Genomic DNA, 21,171 nt, shown 5'->3' on the forward strand with positions numbered 1-21,171 from the left:
TTTACGAAATAAGGTTAATCGTTATACCTTGCTATGACCGTCGGCATCGACAGGAGATAAAATGAGCACGATAACTTTGGCGGACGTCGCCGCACACGCAAAAGTCTCCACCGCCACGGTATCGATGGTATTGCGCAACCGTGGCCGCATATCGGACGCCACCCGTAAGCGGGTACTGAGTGCCATTGATGAACTGGGCTATGTCTACAACCAGACCGCCGCTAACCTGCGCAATCGCAGCAGCAACCAGGTCGGCCTGTTACTGCACGACATCACCAATCCGTTTTATGCGGAGATGACCGCCGGACTGAGCCAGGAAATGGAGCGTCACCAGTTGATGCTGTTTCTGGCCAACAGCGAAGAGTCTGCCGACAGGCAGCAAAAATTTGTCGACTCCCTGCTACAGAACAATACCAGCGGCATGGTGCTGTGCGCCGCCCGGCAAACTCCCACTCTGTTTTTTGAAACGCTGAAGCGCCGCAAGATACCGGCCATTATGGTGGTTCGGCCTGTGGCCGATGCGCATTTTGACTTCGTCGGCACCGACAACTTCCTGGGCACCCAATTGGCGACTCAGCATCTGCTGGATCTTGGCCATCGCCATATCGCCTTTATCGGCGGCTCCATCAGCTCCACCACGCGCGCACAGCGGCTGGGAGGCTACACCAGCAAGCTGCTGGAACACGGGATTATGGTTAAAGGGGAATGGATTGTGGACAGCGAGGCCAGCCAGAGCTCCGGTGCCAAGGCAGCAGAACAGTTACTAAGAGCCCACCCGGAAATCACTGCAGCCCTGTGCTATCAGGACATCGTCGCGTTGGGGGTAATGCAGACATTGCGCAAACTCGACCGTCAGATTGGCAGAGATTTTGCGTTAATTGGTTTTGATGATATTACCGAAGCCTCGCTGGTACAGCCGGGTTTGACCACCGTGTCGGTGGCCTCGCGCGAGATTGGCCGTAAAGCCGGGGAACTGCTGTATAGCCGTATTCAGGGCAATGATGAGCCGCCAAAACGTATCATCCTGCCGCCTTCTCTGGTGATCCGCGAGTCCTGCGGTTTTGCAGATAAATCCACGCCAGCCTGAGCTGGCGTGAACGTTCTAGCCGATCTGTACTGACAGCATGCTCAATGAGCTCATCTCAATGCCATCCACCGGCACGGTTATCGCCTCCTCACCGTCCCAGCCGCCGAGCACGTACAGCAACGGCAGATAGTGCTCCGGCGTCGGGTTCGACAGCGCCGCGCCCTCATGCTGCATAAAGTTCACCAGCGGGTGGTTATTGCCTTGATAATTCAGGTTATCTCGCACGAACTTATCAAACGACGTTGCCCATGGATAAGGGGTGGCGTCACCCTGCCATTTCACCATCCGCAGGTTATGCACCACGTTACCGCTGGCAACGATCATGATCCCCTGCTCGCGCAGCTCCGCCAGTTTACGGCCCAGGTCATAGTGATATTCCGCCGGTTGGGTACCGTCGATGCTGAGCTGTACGACCGGAATGTCCGCCTCGGGATACATTTTGATCAATACGCCCCAGGTGCCGTGATCCAGCCCCCACTCACTGACGTCAGCCTTGACGTTGATCGGCGCCAGCACCTGCTGGATCTGCGCTGCCAGTTCAGGTGAACCGGGTGCCGGATACTGAGTATCAAACAGCGCCTGTGGGAACCCGCCAAAGTCATGGATGGTTTTCGGTTTTTCCATCGCGGTAACCGCAGTGCCACGGGTATACCAGTGAGCAGAAACGGCAACGATAGCCTTCGGACGTGGCAAGGTTTCACCCAACGTACGCCATGCCTGGGTGTAGCGGTTTTCTTCCAGCGCGTTCATCGGGCTACCGTGGCCGAGAAAAAGTGCTGGCATACGAGAGGTGTTCATACAGGATCCTTGGTTGGTCGCAATACATTATGTGAACCAGATTACGCCGTTTACCGCGCTAAAACAGCCGGATAACCATGATGATGATCTTCAATAAATTTGAATGGTTAAAACAATGGAAGCAATCAGCCAAATCCACTCGATTTATGCCTTTACTCTGTTAGTATCAGAAAATAAACAATAATTTCAGCATATAGGAGAGAGTTATGTCCGTACCACTGCTCCTGACCCTGCTGGCCGGCGGCGCCACCTTTGTCGGTGCCCTATTCGGCATTATTGGCCAGAAGCCCTCCAATCGAATGCTGGCATTTTCTCTCGGCTTTGCCGCCGGGATTATGCTGTTGATATCATTAATGGAAATGCTGCCAGCGGCGCTGCACACCCAGGGCATGTCACCGATGTTGGGCTACGGCATGTTCATGCTCGGCCTGCTGGGTTATTTTGCGCTGGATCGGATGCTGCCACACCAGCATCCACAAGATTTACTGCAGAAGCCGCTCCAGCCGCACAACCTGAAACGTACCGCCGTGCTGTTAACGCTGGGCATCAGCCTGCACAACTTCCCGGAGGGCATTGCTACCTATGTCACTGCCAGTGCCGATCTTGAACTGGGGATGGGCATCGCGCTGGCCGTCGCCATCCACAATATCCCTGAAGGTCTGGCGGTTGCCGGGCCGGTATATGCGGCGACCGGCTCAAAGACCAAGGCACTGCTGTGGTCGGGAATTTCCGGTATGGCGGAAATCCTCGGCGGCGTGCTGGCATTTCTGTTGCTCGGCCCGATGATATCACCGGTGGTGATGGCGTCGATTATGGCGGCAGTCGCCGGCATTATGGTGGCGCTATCGGTCGATGAACTGATGCCGTTGGCGAAAGAAATTGATCCGAATAATAACCCGAGCTACGGGGTATTGTGCGGAATGGCGGTGATGGGATTCAGCCTGACGCTGTTACAAAGTGGCGGCATCGGTTAACCGTTTTTCAGCGACAAAAAAAGCCGCGTATGCGGCTTTTTTCATGTTCAGAAAATCAGTCTGATATCAGCTGGCTTTCTGCTCCTGCGCCTGACGGTAAGCCACCAGATCTTCGATGGTCAGCACGTGCATGTCATGCTGTTTGGCGAACAGGATCACTTCTGGCGCATGCGCCATGCTGCCGTCATCGTTGGTCAGTTCACACAGCACGCCGGCAGGTTTGAAACCGGCCATTGATACCAGATCAATCGTCGCTTCGGTATGGCCACGACGGTTCAGCACACCACCCGGCTGCGCACGCAGTGGGAACACGTGGCCAGGGCGGTTCAAATCGCTCGGCTTGGCGTTATCAGCAATTGCCGCACGAATGGTGGTCAGACGATCGGATGCGGAAACACCTGTCGTCACTCCCTGCGCCGCTTCGATAGTCACGGTGAAGGCGGTCTGGAACTGGCTGGAGTTGTGAGTCACCATCATCGGCAGCTCAAGCTGCTGACGGCGTTCTTCGGTGAGACACAGGCACACAATACCGCTACCGTGGCGAATGGTCAGCGCCATCTGCTCAACGGTCATGGTTTCTGCGGCGAAGATCATATCACCTTCGTTTTCACGATTTTCATCATCGAGCACCATCACACCGCGCCCACTGCGCAATGCTTCAAGAGCGCGTTCTACGCGTTCTACTGGCGTGCCGAAATCTGAAAGTAGGGTCTGATTCATGGTAAAAAACCTCATTAGAAAATTATGGATTACCAGAACCAGGGCGATCTTGAGGAGTAGCTAGCAATAGCTAAAAAAATAACGCAAGCGGGCGCAAACCCGGCAGATACCGTTACTCTCTCCCATCCGGACTATAACCGTCGGCCCCGGAATTACACCGGATCTGCTGACCTCTAACCAAACTGCAAGAAACTGGCTGAGCGCTCGCGGGCTTTCACCGTAAAAGGTGATTTACCGCCGGTGGGGACTTGCACCCCGCCCTGAGAATAAGCTTCTCGACTATAACGCTAATGATTAATCAGGGCAATTGGCAAAAGCACAATTCGGCCAGTGCCATGGAATGCGGTTAATAGTTTATCCGGCGAGCAACTCGCATTACACTAGGCGACAGCTAATAAACTCTGAAAGGGAAACGCCATGATTGACCCGAAAAAAATTGAACAGATCGCACGTCAGGTGCATGAGTCCATGCCTAAAGGTGTGCGTGAATTCGGGGAAGACGTTGAGAAGAAAATCCGTCAGGTGTTGCAGTCACAGCTCACCCGCCTGGATTTGGTCAACCGCGAAGAGTTCGACGTGCAGACCCAGGTGCTGCTGCGCACCCGCGAAAAACTGGCATTGCTGGAACAGCGTATGAGTGAGCTGGAAAGCAAGCTGAACGCCACGCCTGCTGCGCAACAGCCAGACGCCGAATAAGTTACCGTTAAGGGCGCGGCACCGCGCCCTTATTGCGGTTTGAACGCCGCCTGCGGCTTAAGCCGCAACACCAGCCAAATCAGCGCGAACATTGCCAGCGCATACAGACTTTTCCAGCCAATAATTACCATCAGCAACACACACAGCACCAGTCCTGTCGCCGCCATTAACCGCGAACGTCCGTGCAAAATTCGGCAACCCGCCAGCATGCACAGCAGGTAGATCAACACGAAGATGCCATTGGCATACACCAGCAGCGTATCCAGCGGTAGCTTCAGCGTATAAATCAGCAAAGTGAACAGCAAGCAACTCCCCACCACCGCGCTTAATGCATTGACCGGGGCCTGTCCGGCAGACAGCTTGGCCAGCGCGCTGGACGGACGATCCTGCGCCTGCGACCACACCAGCCGGGCGAAGCTTTGGGTATAGATATTCACGCTGGCGAAGCAGGCCAGATAGCCAATAATGCAGGCTACCCACAGCGCATGCTGACCAAACAGCTGCACCACGATACCCGGCAACGAAGCTGCCGCCGCCTGATGCTCACCGTAGGCATGGAAATGCAGCACCGCTACGGTACAGCCCCAGTACACTGCCCCGGCGACCAACATGCCAAACAACAGCGCACGCGGGAAATCGCGTTCAGGGTTACGGAACTCGGTCGCCAGATGGGCAAACGCCTCCAACCCCACAAAGCACCAGAACATCACTGCCAATGCGTGGAACAGATTGGGCGGGGAGATTTCGTCGATGGCCGGCCAGGGAATTTGAGTCAGTGAGATGTCGCCTCGCCACCAGATAGCGGCCACCAGCGCCACCACCAGAATAGCGATTAACGTTTGAATATTGGCGCTGGAACCTGCGCTGCGCGTGCCTAAAAACCAAATCACCACCAGCGTGGCGATCTGCACCAACAGCAGGCCATTGGCGCTCCAGCCGAAAGTGGCCTGCCAAAAACCGGCGGCAATCTGCAACGCAGCGGGTAGCCCAACCGGGATCACCGACAAAAACAGCCAGCCGGTCACTTTCGCCATGCGCGGGCCAAAGGCCAGCCCGACAAAGTGTGCTGCGCCAGCGGCGCTGGGGAAGTGACGGCCTAAAGCGGCAAAGGCGATGGCGATCGGGAAGACCAGGATAATCAGCACCGGCCAGGCCCACAGGCTATCGCCCTGCGCCACCTGTGCTGCCAGGGCCGGAACGGCAAACACTCCGGTGCCCAGCAGTGAAGTGGACAATAGCCCAACGCCCTGCGCCAAACTCAGCTCTTGCTTTAGTCCACTCACTGCCCACCGCCGTTTTCAGCGAGCGTTAACCACGCCCGTCTTTGATTGCCTTGATGATGTTGGTGGTCGACAAACCATCTTCAAAGTTCAGCACTTTGACGTCACCGCCGTTGGCCCACACCTCGGTGCTGCCGGCGATGTCTTCAGGCTTGTAGTCACCGCCTTTCACCAGCAGATCCGGCAGGATGTCGGCGATCAGTCGCTGTGGCGTGTCTTCTTCAAACGGCACTACCCAGTCCACCGCTTCCAGCGCACCCAGCACGATCATGCGGTTTTCCAGCACGTTGACCGGACGGGTTTCGCCTTTCAGGCGCTTAGTGGAAGCATCGCTGTTCACCGCCACAATCAGGCGATCGCCCAGCTTGCGGGCATTGGCCAGATAAGAGACGTGACCGGCATGCAGAATGTCGAAGATACCGTTGGTCATCACCACTTTTTCACCGCGCTGACGTGCTTGCGCCACAGCGGTTTTCAACTGGGCTTCGGTCATCACGCCAAAGCCGGTTTCGGCCCGACCGCGTACCGCGTTTTCCAGCTCGATCGGTGAAACGGTCGAGGTGCCCAGCTTGCCCACCACCACACCGGCGGCGGCATTGGCCAGGAAACAGGACTCTTCCAGCGTGTTACCGGCAGCCAGTGCCGCGGCCAACACGCCGATAACCGTATCGCCGGCACCGGTAACGTCGAACACTTCCTGCGCCAGAGTTGGCAGATGCAGTGGCGCAATGCCCGGCTGCAGCAGCGTCATGCCGTGTTCGGAACGGGTAACCAACAGGGCAGAAAGCTCAAAGTCCGCGACCAACTTCATGCCGCGTTCAACCAGTTCGGCTTCGTCTTTACAGTGACCGACTACCGCTTCGAATTCGGACAGGTTTGGCGTCAGCAGCGTTGCGCCGCGATAACGCTCGAAATCCGATCCTTTAGGATCGATCAGCACCGGCACCTTGGCAGCCCGCGCCAGTTGGATCATGCTCTGTACCTGGCTCAGTGCGCCTTTGGCGTAGTCGGACAGCACCAGTGCGCCAATCTGTGGCAGCGCCTGTTGAATGCGCTCCAGTAACGGCTGTGGATCGACGTTAGAGAAGCCTTCTTCGAAATCGAGACGGATCAACTGCTGATTACGCGACAGCACGCGCAGCTTGGTGATGGTCGGATGCGTCGGCACCGAGACAAAATCACAGCGCACGTTCACTTCATTCAGCTTGGCGCTCAGCGCCCGCGCGGCATCATCAATACCGGTCAGGCCCACCAGGCGTGAGTTAGCGCCCAGCGAAGCAATGTTCATCGCCACGTTAGCCGCACCGCCAGGACGCTCTTCAATGGTTTCAACCTTGACCACCGGCACCGGCGCTTCCGGTGAAATGCGGCTGGTCGGCCCATACCAATAGCGATCCAACATGACGTCACCCACCACCAATACCCCGGCGCGGCGAAAATCAGGCAGTGTAACTTTCATCCGATAACTCCAAAAAAGTACAAAATTTTAGTGGCGCAGATATTACCACAGACGTCTGTAATAGCTGCAAAACGTATTGCGCAACCGGCCTGCTCAGCCCAGCCACTTCGCCCAACTGGCGCGGACTTGTTCACGTTCGGTGACGAATTGCCCATTGCCGACCTTGCCGGAATGCTCTTGCAACGCCAGATGATGGATCTCATCGCGCATGGTGACGTAAGCCTGGGTCAGCGCGCGCGCTTCTTCTTCCGACATGATGTCGTAATTGGCCATCAGCTCGAAAATACGCACGTTATCAGACCAGCGTGTCAGGCGTGGTTCGGCGGCCGCATAGCCTAAGACCAGATACTGGGCAATAAATTCGATATCGGTGATCCCGCCCTCGTCGGCTTTGATATCAAACAGATCGCGCTGCTTGCTGCCAAGGTGATTGCGCATTTTCTCGCGCATCTCGCGTACCTCGCGCTTCAGCGTTTCCGGATCACGCGGTTTGCACAGGATCTCACGGCGGATAACATCAAACTGCTGGTGCAACAACGGATCGCCATGTACAACGCGCGCCCGCACCAACGCCTGATGTTCCCAGGTCCAGGCCTCGTTCTGCTGATAATCGGCAAAGGCTTCGACGGTACTGACCAGCATACCGGCCGCGCCCGAAGGCCGCAGGCGGGCATCCACTTCATACAAAATACCGGACGAGGTGCGGGTGCTGAACAGATGCATCACGCGCTGCGCCAGACGCAGATAAAACTGACGGCCGTCGATGCTGCGATCGCCGTCGGTCATCACCTCCGGCGGACAATCGAGGATAAACACCAGATCAAGATCGGAACTGTAGCCCAGTTCCCAACCGCCCAGCTTGCCGTAGCCAATCACCGCAAAACCACGCCCTTCACGCTCCTGCAAATGGGTCGGCTGGCCATAGCGTGCGACCATATCGTTCCACGCCTGCTGCACCACAGTATCGATAATCGCTTCCGCCAGATAAGTGAGGTGATCGCTCACTTTCATCACCGGCAACGCACCAGAGATATCCCCGGCGGCAATACGCAATTGCTGCGCCTGTTTGAACTGGCGCAGCGCCTCCAGCCTCTGCTCTTCGTCGTCTTCCGGCACCCGCAACAGGTACTGACGCAGCTCGCTGCGGTAGGCATCCGGGGCCACCGGTTGATACAGCGTCGCCGGCTCCAGCAGTTCATCCAGCAGCAAGGGATAACGCGACAGTTGATTGGCCACCATCGGTGAAGCCGCACACAGGCGAATCAAATGGCTGAGCGCCGCATGGTATTCCACCAGCAGCTCGAGGTAGGTCGTACGGGTCACGATGCTCAATAGCAACTGAGTCAGTCGCAGCAACGCGGTCGGTGCATCCTGACGCGGACACACTTCCGCCAGCAGGCGGGGCATCAGTTGATCGAGTACATCACGACCGCGTGGGCCGATGGTGCGTTTGTCGACGTCATGACGAAACTCGGCAATGGTGCGCAGCATCTGCCTGCGCGCCTCTTCGTCCAGGTGTGGCGTCAACGGGGCCAGTTCGTTCTCTTCCAGCGCGTCCTGCCACAGACTGTGATAGTGCTGATAATCCGGATCTTCGCCAACGTCAGGGCTATCGTCGCCAATCAGGTCGTTAAATACCGCCCTGACCGCCTGCATATGGATCTCCAGCGCCGCCAGCAGTGCCGACCAGTCGTCGAACCCCATGCCCCAGGCCAGGCGCGCCTGATCCAGTTCATCCTGCGGCAGCGTTTGTGTTTGTTGATCGGCAATCGCCTGCAGCAGGTTTTCCAACCGACGCAAGAACAGGTAGCTGGCGCTCATCGCCTGTACCTGCTGCGGCTCCAGCAACCCCAGCTCCCCCACCGCCTGTAACGTGGGCAGCAAGGAACGGCCCTGCAACGCCGGCTCACGGCCGCCTCGGATCAGTTGGAACACCTGGGTGATAAATTCAATTTCGCGGATGCCGCCGGCACCCAGCTTGATATTGTCTTTTAGCCCGCGCCGCCGAACCTCACGGGCGATCATGCCTTTCATATTGCGCAGCGACTGGATCACACTGAAATCGATATAGCGACGGAAAACGAACGGCCGCAGGGTTTTGCGCAGTTCTTCGCTGTAGACGTCTTCCGAACCGCCCATCAGCCGCGCCTTGACCATCGCGTAACGTTCCCAGTCACGGCCCTGTTCCTGGTAATAATCTTCCAGCGCGGCGAAACTCATCACCAGAGGGCCGCTGTCGCCAAACGGCCGTAAGCGCATGTCCACGCGATAGACGAAGCCGTCGATGGTTTGCTGATCCAGCGCTTTGATCAACCGCTGCCCCAGACGGGTGAAGAACTGGGCGTTATCCAGCTCACGCCGCCCGCCCTGGGTCTGGCCATTTTCCGGGTAGGCAAAGATCAGATCGATATCAGATGAGAAATTCAGCTCACCGCCGCCCAATTTGCCCATCCCGAGGATCAGCAACGGTTGCGGTACGCCCTGCGCATTACAGGGAGTGCCCCACTCACGGCAGCAGGTTTGGTATAGCCAGTCGCGGGCGCTGACGATCAGCGTTTCTGCCAACCCACTCAGCTGCAACAGCGTTTCTTGCGTGCTGCATTGGCCCAACGCCTGCGCCCAGGCGATCCTCACCAGCGTCTCGCGGCGGAACAGCCGCAGTACGCGCATCAGTTGCGCTTCGTCACGCACCTCTTCCAAATCATCCTGCAGCCAGGCTGCATAATGTTGCCACTCGTCCGCCACCGGCGGTTGCTTGCGCAGCGTCGCCAGCCATTCCGGCTGGTTGAGCAACATGTCGCAGACAAAGTCGCTCGACGCCAAAACCCACTGTTCCTGATCGCTGAGCGCGCAGTCCGCGCCCTGAGTTTCCTGAAAACGCTGCACGATGTTTTGTGCCTGAGCCTGTAACGCTGCTGAAAGTGGCAACATAGTGAATGATCCGTTCTGCGGCCTGCGCCTCGCAGGCCAGCTTAATTAGCGGAGGGCGCCGTTTAACCAGAATGGCGCCTGCAATAAGGCCTGCTTGCGGCTGCCTTCGTACCAGCCCTGACGCCGTTCGGCCACCGCCAGTTGCAACTCGCGCCAAGCGTCGATGTACGGACCGGTTTCGTCGTCAGGGTAAGCGCCCGACAGCAGGATAAATGCCGATACCTGACGCGTCAGACGCGGCAGTTGTTCCTCATATTCATCATCGTTCAACGTGCGGGTGAAGGCTTCTTTCAATTCGGCGGCGCTGCGGCCCAGCATAATGTCACTGAAACGTTTGAAGGACCCGTCAAGCTTGGCCTGCGCCTTGGCATCGATAAAGGGTTTCCAGGCACCGGTCACCAACCACGATGTGAGCGCCAACTTACATTGTAGATATTCCGCGCTGTAGCACAGCACCTGCGGTTGGGTGGTTTTATCAATCAACAGCGGTTCCAGTGCGGTCAGACGAGCGCGCAGATCGGCACTGGCCTTGCGTGGCACCAGACCACCGAAAATCACCAGTGCCTGGCGGATCAGCGCAATCGCCTCCATCACGGAACGACGGGCCTGAGTATCGCCGCGCAGCCACAGCTCTTCGTGATACTGCCAATGGCTCAAACCCAGTTCGAAACTGGCGATCATCCCCTGCTCAACGCTGGATTTGGCGGCCGGCTTCAATACTGCCAGCGGATGACGCTCACGCGGGACGTTGCCCTGCGCCAGATGATAGCCCCGCGCCGCCTTGCTCAGGTTGCCCTGACGCAGGCCGCCGTGCTCCGCCAGTGCGTTGGCCAGCGCCAGCAAATCGGTGGTATTGCCTTCTTTCAGTTCCAGTTCGATCTCGCACAGCGCTTCACTCAACTCACCGGCTCGCACTTCACCCTGGTCAAGACCAACCTCAATCTCGCTCTTACCGTAAGTGACCACCCACTTCTCACGCACAAAGTCAGTGCGGAACAGCGGCTGCAACGCCTGCTCCAGCGCCTGAACATCGCAGTCTTGCGGCCAGATATCCGCCGGGAACCTATCCAGCGCCAGCTCCGGCGTGGCAATCGCCACATTGTATTCAGGACGCTGATGCAAACCTGCCACTACCTTACCGGCGGTTTTGATGGTCATTTCATAACTGTCGTCGTACCCACGAATACGCAGCCCCATATCCTGACCACGCAGGAAATTGTCGGCGGTTTCGAAATAAATATTGGTCAGTTTTTGCGGCGCAGAATGCTGATTCGGCCAGGCGGCCAGTTGCTGCGGCAAGGCGGCAACCGCATCCGGGGTAGCAATAAATTTCAGTTCTATTTCAACGGTCATAAGTCTTTTACACCAATAAGTTACGCATTCGCGTCAGCCTTCACGGCGGCGGGACTGGCCTGCCGCGTTCTGCCCGGTGACGCACAGTTGCCGTTATCTTACCGCGATTCCCGACGCCTTAACCCTGCTAACTGCAGAAAAAACCTGTTACGTTATAAAACACTGCGCAACTCACAGAATCTGCCACAGTAAGATAGTTCTCATTCCGGTTTTTGCGTTGCGTCGTCAGACTGAACGCTCTACTATCGTTCCCATAAATTCACACAGAAACGATGAACTAATGCAGAAATTACGCCTAATTTGCCTTGCCGTGCTGAGCTTCAGCATCACTTGGGGCGCACATGCCGAAGATAAGCGCTATATCTCCGATGAATTGAATACTTACGTCCACAGCGGCCCGGGTAATCAGTACCGTATTGTCGGTACCTTGAACGCCGGTGAAGAAGTGACCCTGTTGAGCGTAAATGACAGCACCAATTATGGCCAGATCCGCGATGCCAAGGGCCGCAATACCTGGATCCCGCTCGATCAGCTTAGCCAGACCCCAAGCCTGCGCACCCAGGTGCCCGCGCTGGAACAACAGGTCAAAACCCTGACAGACAAGCTGGCCAACATCGACAACAGCTGGAACCAGCGCACCGCAGAAATGCAGCAGAAAGTGGCGGGTAGCGACAGCACCATCAGCGGTCTGCAGCAGGAAAACCAGGATCTGAAAAATCAGCTGGTCGTGGCACAGAAAAAGGTTAACGCCGTTAACCTGCAGCTCGACGACAAACAGCGCACCATTATCCTGCAGTGGTTCATGTACGGCGGCGGCGTAGCTGGCGTAGGCCTGCTGTTGGGTCTGCTGTTGCCACACCTGATCCCGCGTCGCAAGAGCAACAACCGCTGGATGAACTGATTTAAGTCACGTTCAGTTTGAGATCGGGCGCCTGCATGGCGCCCTTTTTATTGGTTTCGGCAGCGCATCGCTAATTGAGGTAATCTGATCCACAGAGCCTTTGGATAAATTCAGGAGTTAACAGTGAAGACTTACCTGGTCGGCGGTGCCGTCCGCGACAGCTTGCTTGAGATACCGGTGGTCGACCGCGACTGGGTGGTGGTGGGCGCCGCGCCGGCAGAGCTGATGGCGCTGGGGTATCAACAGGTCGGTAAAGACTTCCCGGTGTTTCTTAACCCGGAGACTCATGAAGAATATGCGCTGGCGCGGACCGAACGAAAATCCGGCCAGGGATATACCGGTTTTACCTGCTATGCCGCGCCGGACGTGACGCTGGAAGAAGACTTGCAACGCCGCGATTTAACCATCAACGCCATCGCCCGCAGCGCTGACGGAGAACTGATAGACCCTTTCAACGGCGTGGCCGATCTGCAAGCGCGGGTGCTGCGCCACGTATCCGACGCCTTTGGTGAAGACCCGCTGCGCGTGCTGCGCGTGGCACGTTTTGCTGCCCGTTTCGCCCATCTGGGTTTTAGCATTGCCCCGGAGACCGCCGGGTTGATGCGTCAGATGGCCCACAGCGGTGAACTCTCAGCGCTGACGGCCGAACGGGTATGGAAAGAAACCGAGAAGGCACTGAAAAGCCAGAGCCCACAGGTATATTTTCAGGTACTGCGTGACTGCGAGGAACTGGGCGTACTGTTCCCGGAGATCGACGCCCTGTTCGGCGTACCGGCCCCCGCCAAATGGCATCCGGAAATTGATACCGGTGTTCATACCCTGATGACGCTGGCAATCGCTGCCCAGCTAAGCCCAGACGTGGATGTACGCTTCTCCGCACTCTGCCATGACCTCGGCAAGGGACAGACGCCAAAAGAGCTTTGGCCACATCACCACGGCCATGGACCTGCGGGCGTGCTGCTGGTCGAAGAACTGTGCCAGCGGCTGCGAGTACCCAACCCGGTGCGCGATCTGGCCAAGTTGGTCGCCGAATATCACGACCTGATCCATACGGTAAACAAGCTGCGCCCGGAGACCCTGCTGAAGCTGTTTGACGCGGTTGATGTTTGGCGCAAACCGCAGCGGCTGGAACAGATGATCCTCACCAGCGAAGCTGACGCCCGCGGGCGTACCGGCTTTGAAAATAACCCTTATCCGCAGGGCGATTATCTGCGCCAGGCGTTTCAGGTGGCGAACGCGGTGTCGGTCAAAGAGGTGGTGGCCAGTGGCCTGCAAGGGCTGGCGATCCGCGACGAACTCAACCGCCGCCGTCAACAGGCGCTGGCCGACTGGAAACAAACCCAGGATACCCCTCTCGATCAGGCATAAACTAACCCCGCAATGCGGGGTTTCTTATTGCAGCTCAGCTTACATGAAGACCATGTAAACCACGCCCGCCACGATAAAGCGATAGATAGCGAACGGCACAAACGAGATGCGTTTGATCAGCGACAGGAAGGTCTTGATCGCGATCAGCGCTACCACGAAGGCAGTGGCAAAACCGACTGCAAACATCGGTAAATCGCCCATCGTCAGGAAGTGCAGACTCTTGTACAGATCCAGTGCACTGGCACCAATCATCATCGGCACAGCCAGAATGAAAGAGAACTCCGCAGCCGCGTAACGGTTCACACCCACCAGCATGCCACCGGCAATGGTGGAGCCTGAGCGGGAGAAGCCCGGCCACAGTGCCAGACACTGGAAGCAACCAATCATAAATGCCTGGCGATAAGTAATATCATCCAGCCCTTCTGCACTTGGTTTTTTCGGCTTGAACCATTCCGCTGCCAGCAGCAGGAAACCGCCGACCACCAGCGCATACATGACGTTTTTCGGTGCAAACAGCGACTTGATAAAGTCATGGAGCAGCAGCCCCAACACTACCGCCGGGATCATCGCCAGCAGAATATGGCCCAGTTTCAAATGGCCCGTGGTTTTACCTTCGTGTTCGACCGGCTTACCACCAAAATGAATGCCGATCAGCCCGAACAAGCGACGCCAGAACATCACTACCACCGCCAGAATCGACCCCAGCTGAATGATCACCTCAAAGGTTTTGGCCTTATCGCCGGTAAAACCCAGCCACTCGCCGACAATGATCATGTGCCCGGTAGAAGACACCGGTAAAAATTCAGTTAACCCTTCGACCACCCCAAGAACAAACGCAATAAACAGTGAATGCATGTCCGCCATGTGCTTCGATCACCCTATAAATTTACGGCTATAAACATAAAAAAGCGGCAGTGTTCAATACATTGCCGCTAAAACAATTCTCAGGTTCAGACCAGGTTAACGGTCTTAAGTTGCACAAGAATGACAGAACGTCACACCGGCCGGGTGCCACGTTCAATGATCACCCCAACCCGGCTGGCATGTGCAACCGCGCCCGGTTTGCTGACCTTAATACGGACCCACGGGGAATTGAAGCGCTGGAGTAATATTTCAGATATTTCCTCTGCAACCCGCTCCACCAACGCAAAGCGATTGGGTTCCACGTGCTGGATGATGGCTTCACTGATATCGGCGTAGCTCAGGCAGTCATTCACATCGTCACTGGCGGCGGCCTGGCGGTTGTCCCAACCCATTTCGATATCGAACACCAGCTTCTGGCGAATGTTTTGTTCCCAGTCATAAACGCCAATGGTAGTAATTACGGTAAGCTCTTCTATAAATACGATATCCATCACGTCATTCTCTGTTTTTGGCCTTGCCGGATACCACTTCCAGCGGAATATGAGTATTATCCATATATGTTGAGAGTAAAACGACCCTTATTAAACGGAACCGCGTTATGAGTGCTACCGCGCTTGGCATGATTATCTTCGCGTATCTGTGTGGCTCAGTTTCCAGTGCGATCCTGGTTTGCCGGATCGCCAGGCTGCCCGATCCGCGTGAAAATGGCTCAGGGAATCCAGGAGCGACCAACGTCCTGCGCATCGGCGGTCGCGTCGCTGCGGCGGCGGTGTTGGTATTCGATATTCTCAAAGGGATGCTGCCGGTCTGGCTGGCATACAAACTTGATGTCCCGCCGCTGTATCTCGGCCTGACGGCGATTGCCGCCTGCCTGGGGCATATCTACCCGGTGTTCTTCCACTTCCGCGGCGGTAAAGGCGTGGCGACGGCGTTTGGTGCCATAGCGCCGATCGGCTGGGATCTTACCGGCCTGATGACCGGTACCTGGCTGCTGACCGTATTGCTCAGTGGTTATTCCTCGCTGGGTGCGATTATCAGCGCGCTGATTGCTCCGTTCTACGTCTGGTGGTTCAAACCACAATTCACCTTCCCGGTAGCGATGCTGTCGTGTTTGATCCTGATGCGACACCACGACAATATTCAGCGCCTGTGGCGTGGCCAGGAAGGGAAAATCTGGAGTGTCTTTCGCAAGAAGAAAACCGACGCGGCAGGGTCGGAGCAGGAAGAAGAGAAGAAAGAAGAGTAATTAAAAAGGCCGGAGAGCTCCGGCCTTTCGACTATTTATACTGCAGGCAATTCAGCCAGCGGCCAACGCGGTCGCACCGAAACGCTCAGTTCCGGATTGGCACCGCTCTGCAACCGCACCAGACCCGCATAAGCGATCATCGCGCCGTTATCCGTGCAGAATTCCGGACGGGCATAGAACACCTCCCCGCCGCGTTTGCGCATCATTTCCGCCATTTTGGTCCGTAGCGTACGGTTGGCACTGACGCCGCCGGCCATCACCAGTCGTTTGAAACCGGTTTGCTCCAGCGCGCGTTTGCATTTGATCGCCAGCGTATCGACCACCGCATCCTCAAACGCCCGGGCAATGTCCGCACGCGTTTGATCGTCATTACCGTTGGAGCGAATGGTATTGGCGGCAAAGGTCTTCAGCCCGGAGAAGCTGAAATCCAGCCCCGGACGATCGGTCATCGGCCGCGGGAAGGTGAAACGGCCCGCGGTACCCTGCTGCGCCATTTTCGACAACATTGGCCCGCCGGGATAGTCCAGCCCCAGCAGCTTGGCAGTTTTATCGAAGGCTTCACCCGCCGCATCGTCGACCGACTCGCCCAGCAGTTGGTATTGGCCAATACCGGTCACGCTGATCAACTGGGTATGGCCGCCGGAAACCAGCAGCGCGACAAACGGGAACGCCGGTGGATTATCTTCCAGCATCGGTGCCAGCAGGTGGCCTTCCATGTGGTGCACCGGTACGGCCGGCACGCCCCAGGCAAACGCCAGCGCACGACCAATGGTCGCGCCGACCAGCAACGCCCCCACCAGGCCGGGCCCGGCGGTATAGGCAACGCCGTCGATATCGGCCGCGGTCAGGTTCGCTTCCTTCAATGCCGCCTGAATCAAGGGCACGGTTTTACGCACATGATCGCGGGAAGCCAGTTCCGGCACCACGCCGCCGTAGTCGGCATGCAGCTTCACCTGGCTATACAATTGATTCGCTAATAAACCGGCCTGATCGTCATACACTGCAATTCCGGTTTCATCGCAGGAGGTTTCTATACCCAGTACTCGCATTACATTTCCCATCATTCACGTGCGGCCGTCAGTTTAGCACAATCAGGCCTGTTTACCGCCAGCGCGGCGCATCTTGTCAGCCACATTGGGCTATGTTGATGATTCCAGCCATAAATGCCCATTTGATTAAAAACGAGCATTTTTTTCTGATTAGTCTATAATCAGCGCCCGATGCAAAATTGCGCATGTTTTACCAGGGTGGCCGCAGGTTTCAATTTGCTGTGGTGCTTTACAAAGCAGCATCCGTTGAAGTAAAATTCCGCACCATTTTGAAATTGCTGGCGCTTGGCCAGCAGCAAACCGAATTTTATTGAGGTGAGAGGCACATGCCTGTAATTAAAGTACGTGAAAACGAGCCATTTGACGTTGCTCTGCGTCGTTTCAAACGCTCTTGCGAAAAAGCAGGCGTTTTAGCTGAAGTTCGTCGTCGCGAGTTCTATGAAAAACCGACTACCGAACGTAAACGCGCTAAAGCTTCTGCTGTGAAACGTCACGCGAAGAAACTGGCTCGCGAAAACGCACGCCGCACTCGTCTGTATTAATTCTTCGGGGGTAACCCCGCCGCGTGAATTTCTGATTTTAAAAATCGCGCAGACCGAGTAGTTGCATACGAAGGCCGTGCTTTCCGAAAGGAATGCGCGGCTTGTTCTCGTTTATAGGCTAGTGAAGTAAGGGCTTATGGCTGGACGAATTCCGCGTGTATTTATCAATGACTTGCTGGCTCGCACCGACATCGTCGATCTGATCGATGCCCGGGTAAAGCTCAAGAAGCAGGGCAAGAACTACCACGCGTGCTGTCCGTTCCACCACGAAAAAACGCCTTCATTTACCGTTAATGGCGAAAAGCAGTTTTATCACTGTTTTGGTTGTGGTGCGCACGGTAACGCCGTCGACTTTCTGATGAATTACGACCGACTTGAGTTTGTCGAAACCATCGAAGAGCTGGCAACCATGCACGGACTGGAAGTGCCTTACGAGGCGGGCTCCGGACCGACACAAATCGAACGTCATCAGCGCCAAAGCCTGTATCAACTGATGGAACAGCTCAGTGCGTTCTATCAACAGTCACTGCATCAATCTTCCGGTACGCCGGCGCGTGATTATCTGCAACAGCGCGGGTTGAGTGACGACGTTATCCGCCATTTTGCCATCGGCTTTGCACCTGCCGGTTGGGATAATGCTTTAAAGCGTTTTGGTCGCGACGCCGACAGCCGCAGCGCATTGAACGATGCCGGCATGTTGGTGACTAACGATCAAGGACGCTCGTACGATCGTTTCCGTGAACGCGTGATGTTCCCTATTCGCGACAAACGCGGGCGAGTGATCGCCTTTGGCGGGCGCGTGCTGGGTGACGGCATGCCGAAATACCTGAACTCGCCGGAAACTGAAGTATTCCACAAGGGTCGTCAATTGTACGGCCTGTATGAAGCGCAGCAGAACCACCCTACCCCGCAGCGTTTGCTGGTAGTGGAAGGCTATATGGACGTGGTGGCGTTGGCGCAATACGGCATTGATTATGCCGTCGCCTCGCTCGGAACCTCAACGACGGCTGAACATATTCAGCTGCTGTTCCGCGCCACCGACAACGTGGTCTGTTGTTATGACGGTGACCGAGCCGGCCGTGAAGCGGCCTGGCGCGCACTGGAAACCGCACTGCCCTATCTGAATGACGGGCGTCAGCTGCGGTTTATGTTTTTGCCTGATGGCGAAGACCCGGACACATTGGTACGCAAAGAAGGCAAAGAGGCCTTCGAACAGCGAATGGAGCTGGCGCAGCCGCTTTCCACTTTCCTGTTCGAAACCCTGATGCCACAGGTCGATCTGAGCAGCCCGGACGGTCGCGCCAAGCTGAGCACGCTGGCACTGCCGCTGATTACTCAGGTGCCGGGCGAAACGTTGCGCTTGTACCTGCGACAACAGCTCGGCAGCAAGCTTGGCCTGCTGGATGATAGCCAGCTCGACAAGCTGATGCCCAAACAGGCTGAAAATGCGAATACCTACCAGGCGCCCCAGCTAAAACGCACAACCATGCGTATACTAATAGGGTTACTGGTACAAAATCCGCAACTGGCTACACTTATCCCTTCACTCGAGGGATTAGAGCAGACCAAACAGGCCGGTTTACCGCTGTTTGTCGAGCTGGTGCAGACCTGTTTAGCGCAGCCGGGCCTGACTACCGGCCTGTTGTTGGAGCAGTATCGCGACAACAAATTGAGCCAGCAACTTGAAACCTTGGCGACATGGAACCATATGATCGTTGAGGAAAGGGTCGAACAGACCTTTTTGGATACCCTGGCCAGCCTTTATGACTCGGTACTGGAGCAACGGCTGGAGACATTGATCGCCCAGGCCAGAACGCACGGCCTCAGCCCGGAAGAACGTGAAGAAGTCCGTTCTCTTAACCAAGTGCTAGCGAAGAAAAACTGAATACCTAAACGGCTTAAGTGCCGATAAATGCGAGGGCAGAGCCCTGCAATATGCCGCCACAGTGGGCCGCGGCAACAACAAAAACGCCCCAAATGCTATTGTTGGCGGTTTCGCCGACCGACACCAACCCCAATACTCTGAAGTGTGGATACCGTCTTATGGAGCAAAACCCGCAGTCACAGCTAAAGCTACTTGTCACCCGTGGTAAGGAGCAAGGCTATCTGACCTATGCTGAGGTCAATGACCATCTGCCGGAAGATATCGTCGACTCCGACCAGATCGAAGACATCATCCAGATGATTAACGACATGGGCATCCAGGTGCTGGAAGAAGCACCGGACGCCGATGACCTGATGCTGGCCGAGAACACCACCGACACCGATGATGATGCGGCGGAAGCGGCTGCTCAAGTGTTGTCCAGCGTTGAGTCTGAAATTGGCCGTACCACTGACCCGGTGCGCATGTACATGCGCGAAATGGGGACCGTTGAACTGCTGACGCGCGAAGGCGAAATCGACATCGCCAAGCGTATTGAAGACGGCATCAACCAGGTTCAGTGCTCCGTTGCCGAGTACCCGGAAGCCATCACCTATTTGCTGGAGCAGTACGATCGCGTCGAAGCGGGCGAAGCTCGCCTGTCCGACCTGATCATCGGCTTCGTCGATCCTAATGCGGAAGAGGACATCGCTCCTACCGCGACGCACGTCGGTTCTGAGCTGTCGACCGAAGAGCAGAAAGACAACGACGAAGAAGATGACGAAGAAGAAGAAGAAGACGACAACAGCATCGATCCAGAGCTGGCTCGTCAGAAATTCTCCGACCTGCGCGATCAGTATGAAGCGACGCGTGTTGTCATCAAAAAGAACGGCCGCAGCCACGCCAGCGCAGCAGAAGAAATTCTGAAGCTGTCTGAAGTGTTCAAGCAGTTCCGCCTGGTGCCAAAACAGTTCGACTTCCTGGTCAACAGCATGCGCATCATGATGGACCGCGTTCGTACTCAAGAACGTATCATCATGAAGCTGTGCGTTGAACAGTGCAAAATGCCGAAGAAAAACTTCGTTACCCTGTTCTCCAGCAATGAAACCAGCGATACCTGGTTCGCAGCCGCACTGGCAATGGCCAAGCCATGGTCAGAAAAGCTGAAAGACGTCGCGGATGACGTCCAGCGCAGCCTGCAGAAACTGCGTCAGATCGAAGAAGAAACCGGCCTGACCATCGAACAGGTGAAGGACATCAACCGTCGTATGTCTATCGGTGAAGCGAAAGCCCGCCGTGCGAAGAAAGAGATGGTTGAAGCCAACTTGCGTCTGGTTATTTCTATCGCCAAGAAATACACCAACCGCGGTCTGCAGTTCCTGGATCTGATCCAGGAAGGCAACATCGGTCTGATGAAAGCGGTAGACAAGTTTGAATACCGTCGTGGTTATAAGTTCTCAACTTACGCCACCTGGTGGATCCGTCAGGCTATCACCCGCTCTATCGCCGACCAGGCGCGTACCATCCGTATTCCGGTGCATATGATTGAGACCATCAACAAACTCAACCGTATTTCGCGCCAGATGCTGCAAGAGATGGGCCGCGAGCCGACGCCGGAAGAGCTGGCTGAACGCATGCTGATGCCGGAAGACAAAATCCGCAAAGTGCTGAAGATCGCCAAAGAGCCGATCTCCATGGAAACGCCAATCGGTGATGATGAAGATTCACACCTGGGCGATTTCATCGAGGATACCACCCTCGAGCTGCCGCTGGATTCTGCTACCTCGGAAAGCCTGCGCTCTGCAACGCACGACGTCCTGGCTGGCCTGACCGCCCGCGAAGCGAAAGTGCTGCGTATGCGTTTCGGTATCGATATGAACACTGACCACACCTTGGAAGAAGTGGGCAAACAGTTCGACGTTACCCGTGAGCGTATTCGTCAGATCGAAGCCAAAGCGCTGCGTAAACTGCGTCACCCAAGCCGTTCCGAAGTGCTGCGTAGCTTCCTGGACGACTAAGGTTTAGCTGCTTGCAAAAAACCC

At 56.2% G+C, this 21,171-nt stretch carries 18 protein-coding genes and 1 riboswitch; of the genes, 9 read left to right on the plus strand and 9 right to left on the minus strand.

All coding sequences use genetic code 11. The features are described 5' to 3' along the window. Positions 1–61: 61 nt before the first annotated feature. A complete protein-coding gene (locus NHG65_RS22570; RefSeq protein ID WP_207977406.1) occupies positions 62–1,087 on the plus strand; it encodes a LacI family DNA-binding transcriptional regulator in 1,026 nt (341 codons plus the stop codon). 15 nt (positions 1,088–1,102) lie between these two features. On the opposite strand, the gene ygiD is transcribed toward NHG65_RS22570, so the two are convergent. Then, on the minus strand, positions 1,103–1,885 hold the full coding sequence (gene ygiD, locus NHG65_RS22575; RefSeq protein WP_207977403.1) for a 4,5-DOPA-extradiol-dioxygenase: 783 nt from the start codon (positions 1,883–1,885) through the stop codon (positions 1,103–1,105). 206 nt (positions 1,886–2,091) lie between these two features. Between ygiD and zupT the strand changes: the two genes are divergently transcribed. Beyond that, the gene (gene zupT, locus NHG65_RS22580; protein WP_099063257.1) at positions 2,092–2,859 is read left to right on the plus strand and encodes a zinc transporter ZupT; all 768 of its coding nucleotides are present in this window, start codon (positions 2,092–2,094) and stop codon (positions 2,857–2,859) included. Positions 2,860–2,925: 66 nt separating this feature from the next. Here zupT and ribB read toward each other — a convergent pair whose 3' ends face one another. Continuing rightward, complete coding sequence (gene ribB / locus NHG65_RS22585) at positions 2,926–3,579, minus strand: 3,4-dihydroxy-2-butanone-4-phosphate synthase (RefSeq protein WP_207977399.1); 654 nt, start codon at positions 3,577–3,579, stop codon at positions 2,926–2,928. A gap of 110 nt (positions 3,580–3,689) precedes the next feature. Continuing rightward, positions 3,690–3,851, minus strand: a riboswitch (FMN riboswitch). 145 nt (positions 3,852–3,996) lie between these two features. Between ribB and ubiK the strand changes: the two genes are divergently transcribed. After that, complete coding sequence (gene ubiK, locus NHG65_RS22590; RefSeq protein ID WP_012146986.1) at positions 3,997–4,275, plus strand: ubiquinone biosynthesis accessory factor UbiK; 279 nt, start codon at positions 3,997–3,999, stop codon at positions 4,273–4,275. Between the two features lie 29 nt (positions 4,276–4,304). Here the strand turns inward: ubiK and yjeH are convergent, their stop codons facing one another. From yjeH to NHG65_RS22610, 4 genes are all read right to left on the minus strand, one after another. After that, a complete protein-coding gene (gene yjeH, locus NHG65_RS22595; RefSeq protein WP_099063255.1) occupies positions 4,305–5,558 on the minus strand; it encodes an L-methionine/branched-chain amino acid transporter in 1,254 nt (417 codons plus the stop codon). A gap of 25 nt (positions 5,559–5,583) precedes the next feature. Beyond that, positions 5,584–7,014, minus strand: coding sequence for a bifunctional D-glycero-beta-D-manno-heptose-7-phosphate kinase/D-glycero-beta-D-manno-heptose 1-phosphate adenylyltransferase HldE (gene hldE, locus NHG65_RS22600; protein WP_207977397.1), 1,431 nt, complete (start codon positions 7,012–7,014; stop codon positions 5,584–5,586). Between the two features lie 93 nt (positions 7,015–7,107). Further along, positions 7,108–9,945 carry a bifunctional [glutamate--ammonia ligase]-adenylyl-L-tyrosine phosphorylase/[glutamate--ammonia-ligase] adenylyltransferase gene (gene glnE, locus NHG65_RS22605; protein ID WP_499182707.1) on the minus strand — a complete coding sequence of 946 codons (2,838 nt, stop codon included), beginning with the start codon at positions 9,943–9,945 and terminating at the stop codon, positions 7,108–7,110. A 45-nt stretch (positions 9,946–9,990) separates the two neighbouring features. After that, a complete protein-coding gene (locus NHG65_RS22610) occupies positions 9,991–11,298 on the minus strand; it encodes a CYTH domain-containing protein (RefSeq protein WP_207977393.1) in 1,308 nt (435 codons plus the stop codon). Between the two features lie 280 nt (positions 11,299–11,578). On the opposite strand from NHG65_RS22610, the gene NHG65_RS22615 reads away from it, so the two are divergent. Beyond that, positions 11,579–12,199, plus strand: a complete 621-nt coding sequence (locus NHG65_RS22615) for a TIGR04211 family SH3 domain-containing protein (RefSeq protein WP_012146991.1) — start codon at positions 11,579–11,581, stop codon at positions 12,197–12,199. Between the two features lie 123 nt (positions 12,200–12,322). Beyond that, entirely contained in the window at positions 12,323–13,567 is a 1,245-nt protein-coding gene (locus NHG65_RS22620) for a multifunctional CCA addition/repair protein (protein WP_499182708.1), read from the plus strand. Between the two features lie 39 nt (positions 13,568–13,606). Here the strand turns inward: NHG65_RS22620 and bacA are convergent, their stop codons facing one another. Further along, entirely contained in the window at positions 13,607–14,431 is an 825-nt protein-coding gene (bacA, locus tag NHG65_RS22625; RefSeq protein WP_085119304.1) for an undecaprenyl-diphosphate phosphatase, read from the minus strand. 131 nt (positions 14,432–14,562) lie between these two features. Further along, positions 14,563–14,922, minus strand: coding sequence for a bifunctional dihydroneopterin aldolase/7,8-dihydroneopterin epimerase (gene folB, locus NHG65_RS22630; RefSeq protein ID WP_006320572.1), 360 nt, complete (start codon positions 14,920–14,922; stop codon positions 14,563–14,565). A gap of 107 nt (positions 14,923–15,029) precedes the next feature. Here folB and plsY point away from each other — a divergent pair, with 107 nt between their 5' ends. Next, positions 15,030–15,677, plus strand: a complete 648-nt coding sequence (plsY, locus tag NHG65_RS22635; protein ID WP_099065691.1) for a glycerol-3-phosphate 1-O-acyltransferase PlsY — start codon at positions 15,030–15,032, stop codon at positions 15,675–15,677. Between the two features lie 35 nt (positions 15,678–15,712). Here the strand turns inward: plsY and tsaD are convergent, their stop codons facing one another. After that, positions 15,713–16,726 carry a tRNA (adenosine(37)-N6)-threonylcarbamoyltransferase complex transferase subunit TsaD gene (gene tsaD / locus NHG65_RS22640; RefSeq protein ID WP_085119307.1) on the minus strand — a complete coding sequence of 338 codons (1,014 nt, stop codon included), beginning with the start codon at positions 16,724–16,726 and terminating at the stop codon, positions 15,713–15,715. 326 nt (positions 16,727–17,052) lie between these two features. On the opposite strand from tsaD, the gene rpsU reads away from it, so the two are divergent. The 3 genes from rpsU to rpoD all read left to right on the plus strand — a co-directional run bounded on the left by rpsU (position 17,053) and on the right by rpoD (position 21,147). Beyond that, positions 17,053–17,268, plus strand: coding sequence for a 30S ribosomal protein S21 (rpsU, locus tag NHG65_RS22645; protein ID WP_001144069.1), 216 nt, complete (start codon positions 17,053–17,055; stop codon positions 17,266–17,268). A 136-nt stretch (positions 17,269–17,404) separates the two neighbouring features. Further along, a complete protein-coding gene (gene dnaG / locus NHG65_RS22650; RefSeq protein ID WP_085119308.1) occupies positions 17,405–19,153 on the plus strand; it encodes a DNA primase in 1,749 nt (582 codons plus the stop codon). Between the two features lie 158 nt (positions 19,154–19,311). Beyond that, entirely contained in the window at positions 19,312–21,147 is a 1,836-nt protein-coding gene (gene rpoD, locus NHG65_RS22655) for an RNA polymerase sigma factor RpoD (RefSeq protein ID WP_099065690.1), read from the plus strand. Positions 21,148–21,171 lie beyond the last annotated feature (24 nt).

It is taken from the genome of Serratia myotis (genome assembly GCF_027474885.1).
GTDB classification, from domain to species: domain Bacteria; phylum Pseudomonadota; class Gammaproteobacteria; order Enterobacterales; family Enterobacteriaceae; genus Serratia; species Serratia proteamaculans.

Coding starts and splice junctions, on each gene's coding strand:
- NHG65_RS22570 (WP_207977406.1), top strand. CDS start 62: ATGAGCACGATAACTTTGGCGGACGTCGCCGCACACGCAAAAGTCTCC.
- ygiD (WP_207977403.1), bottom strand. CDS start 1,885: ATGAACACCTCTCGTATGCCAGCACTTTTTCTCGGCCACGGTAGCCCG.
- zupT (WP_099063257.1), top strand. CDS start 2,092: ATGTCCGTACCACTGCTCCTGACCCTGCTGGCCGGCGGCGCCACCTTT.
- ribB (WP_207977399.1), bottom strand. CDS start 3,579: ATGAATCAGACCCTACTTTCAGATTTCGGCACGCCAGTAGAACGCGTA.
- ubiK (WP_012146986.1), top strand. CDS start 3,997: ATGATTGACCCGAAAAAAATTGAACAGATCGCACGTCAGGTGCATGAG.
- hldE (WP_207977397.1), bottom strand. CDS start 7,014: ATGAAAGTTACACTGCCTGATTTTCGCCGCGCCGGGGTATTGGTGGTG.
- glnE (WP_499182707.1), bottom strand. CDS start 9,945: ATGTTGCCACTTTCAGCAGCGTTACAGGCTCAGGCACAAAACATCGTG.
- NHG65_RS22610 (WP_207977393.1), bottom strand. CDS start 11,298: ATGACCGTTGAAATAGAACTGAAATTTATTGCTACCCCGGATGCGGTT.
- NHG65_RS22615 (WP_012146991.1), top strand. CDS start 11,579: ATGCAGAAATTACGCCTAATTTGCCTTGCCGTGCTGAGCTTCAGCATC.
- bacA (WP_085119304.1), bottom strand. CDS start 14,431: ATGGCGGACATGCATTCACTGTTTATTGCGTTTGTTCTTGGGGTGGTC.
- folB (WP_006320572.1), bottom strand. CDS start 14,922: ATGGATATCGTATTTATAGAAGAGCTTACCGTAATTACTACCATTGGC.
- plsY (WP_099065691.1), top strand. CDS start 15,030: ATGAGTGCTACCGCGCTTGGCATGATTATCTTCGCGTATCTGTGTGGC.
- tsaD (WP_085119307.1), bottom strand. CDS start 16,726: ATGCGAGTACTGGGTATAGAAACCTCCTGCGATGAAACCGGAATTGCA.
- rpsU (WP_001144069.1), top strand. CDS start 17,053: ATGCCTGTAATTAAAGTACGTGAAAACGAGCCATTTGACGTTGCTCTG.
- dnaG (WP_085119308.1), top strand. CDS start 17,405: ATGGCTGGACGAATTCCGCGTGTATTTATCAATGACTTGCTGGCTCGC.
- rpoD (WP_099065690.1), top strand. CDS start 19,312: ATGGAGCAAAACCCGCAGTCACAGCTAAAGCTACTTGTCACCCGTGGT.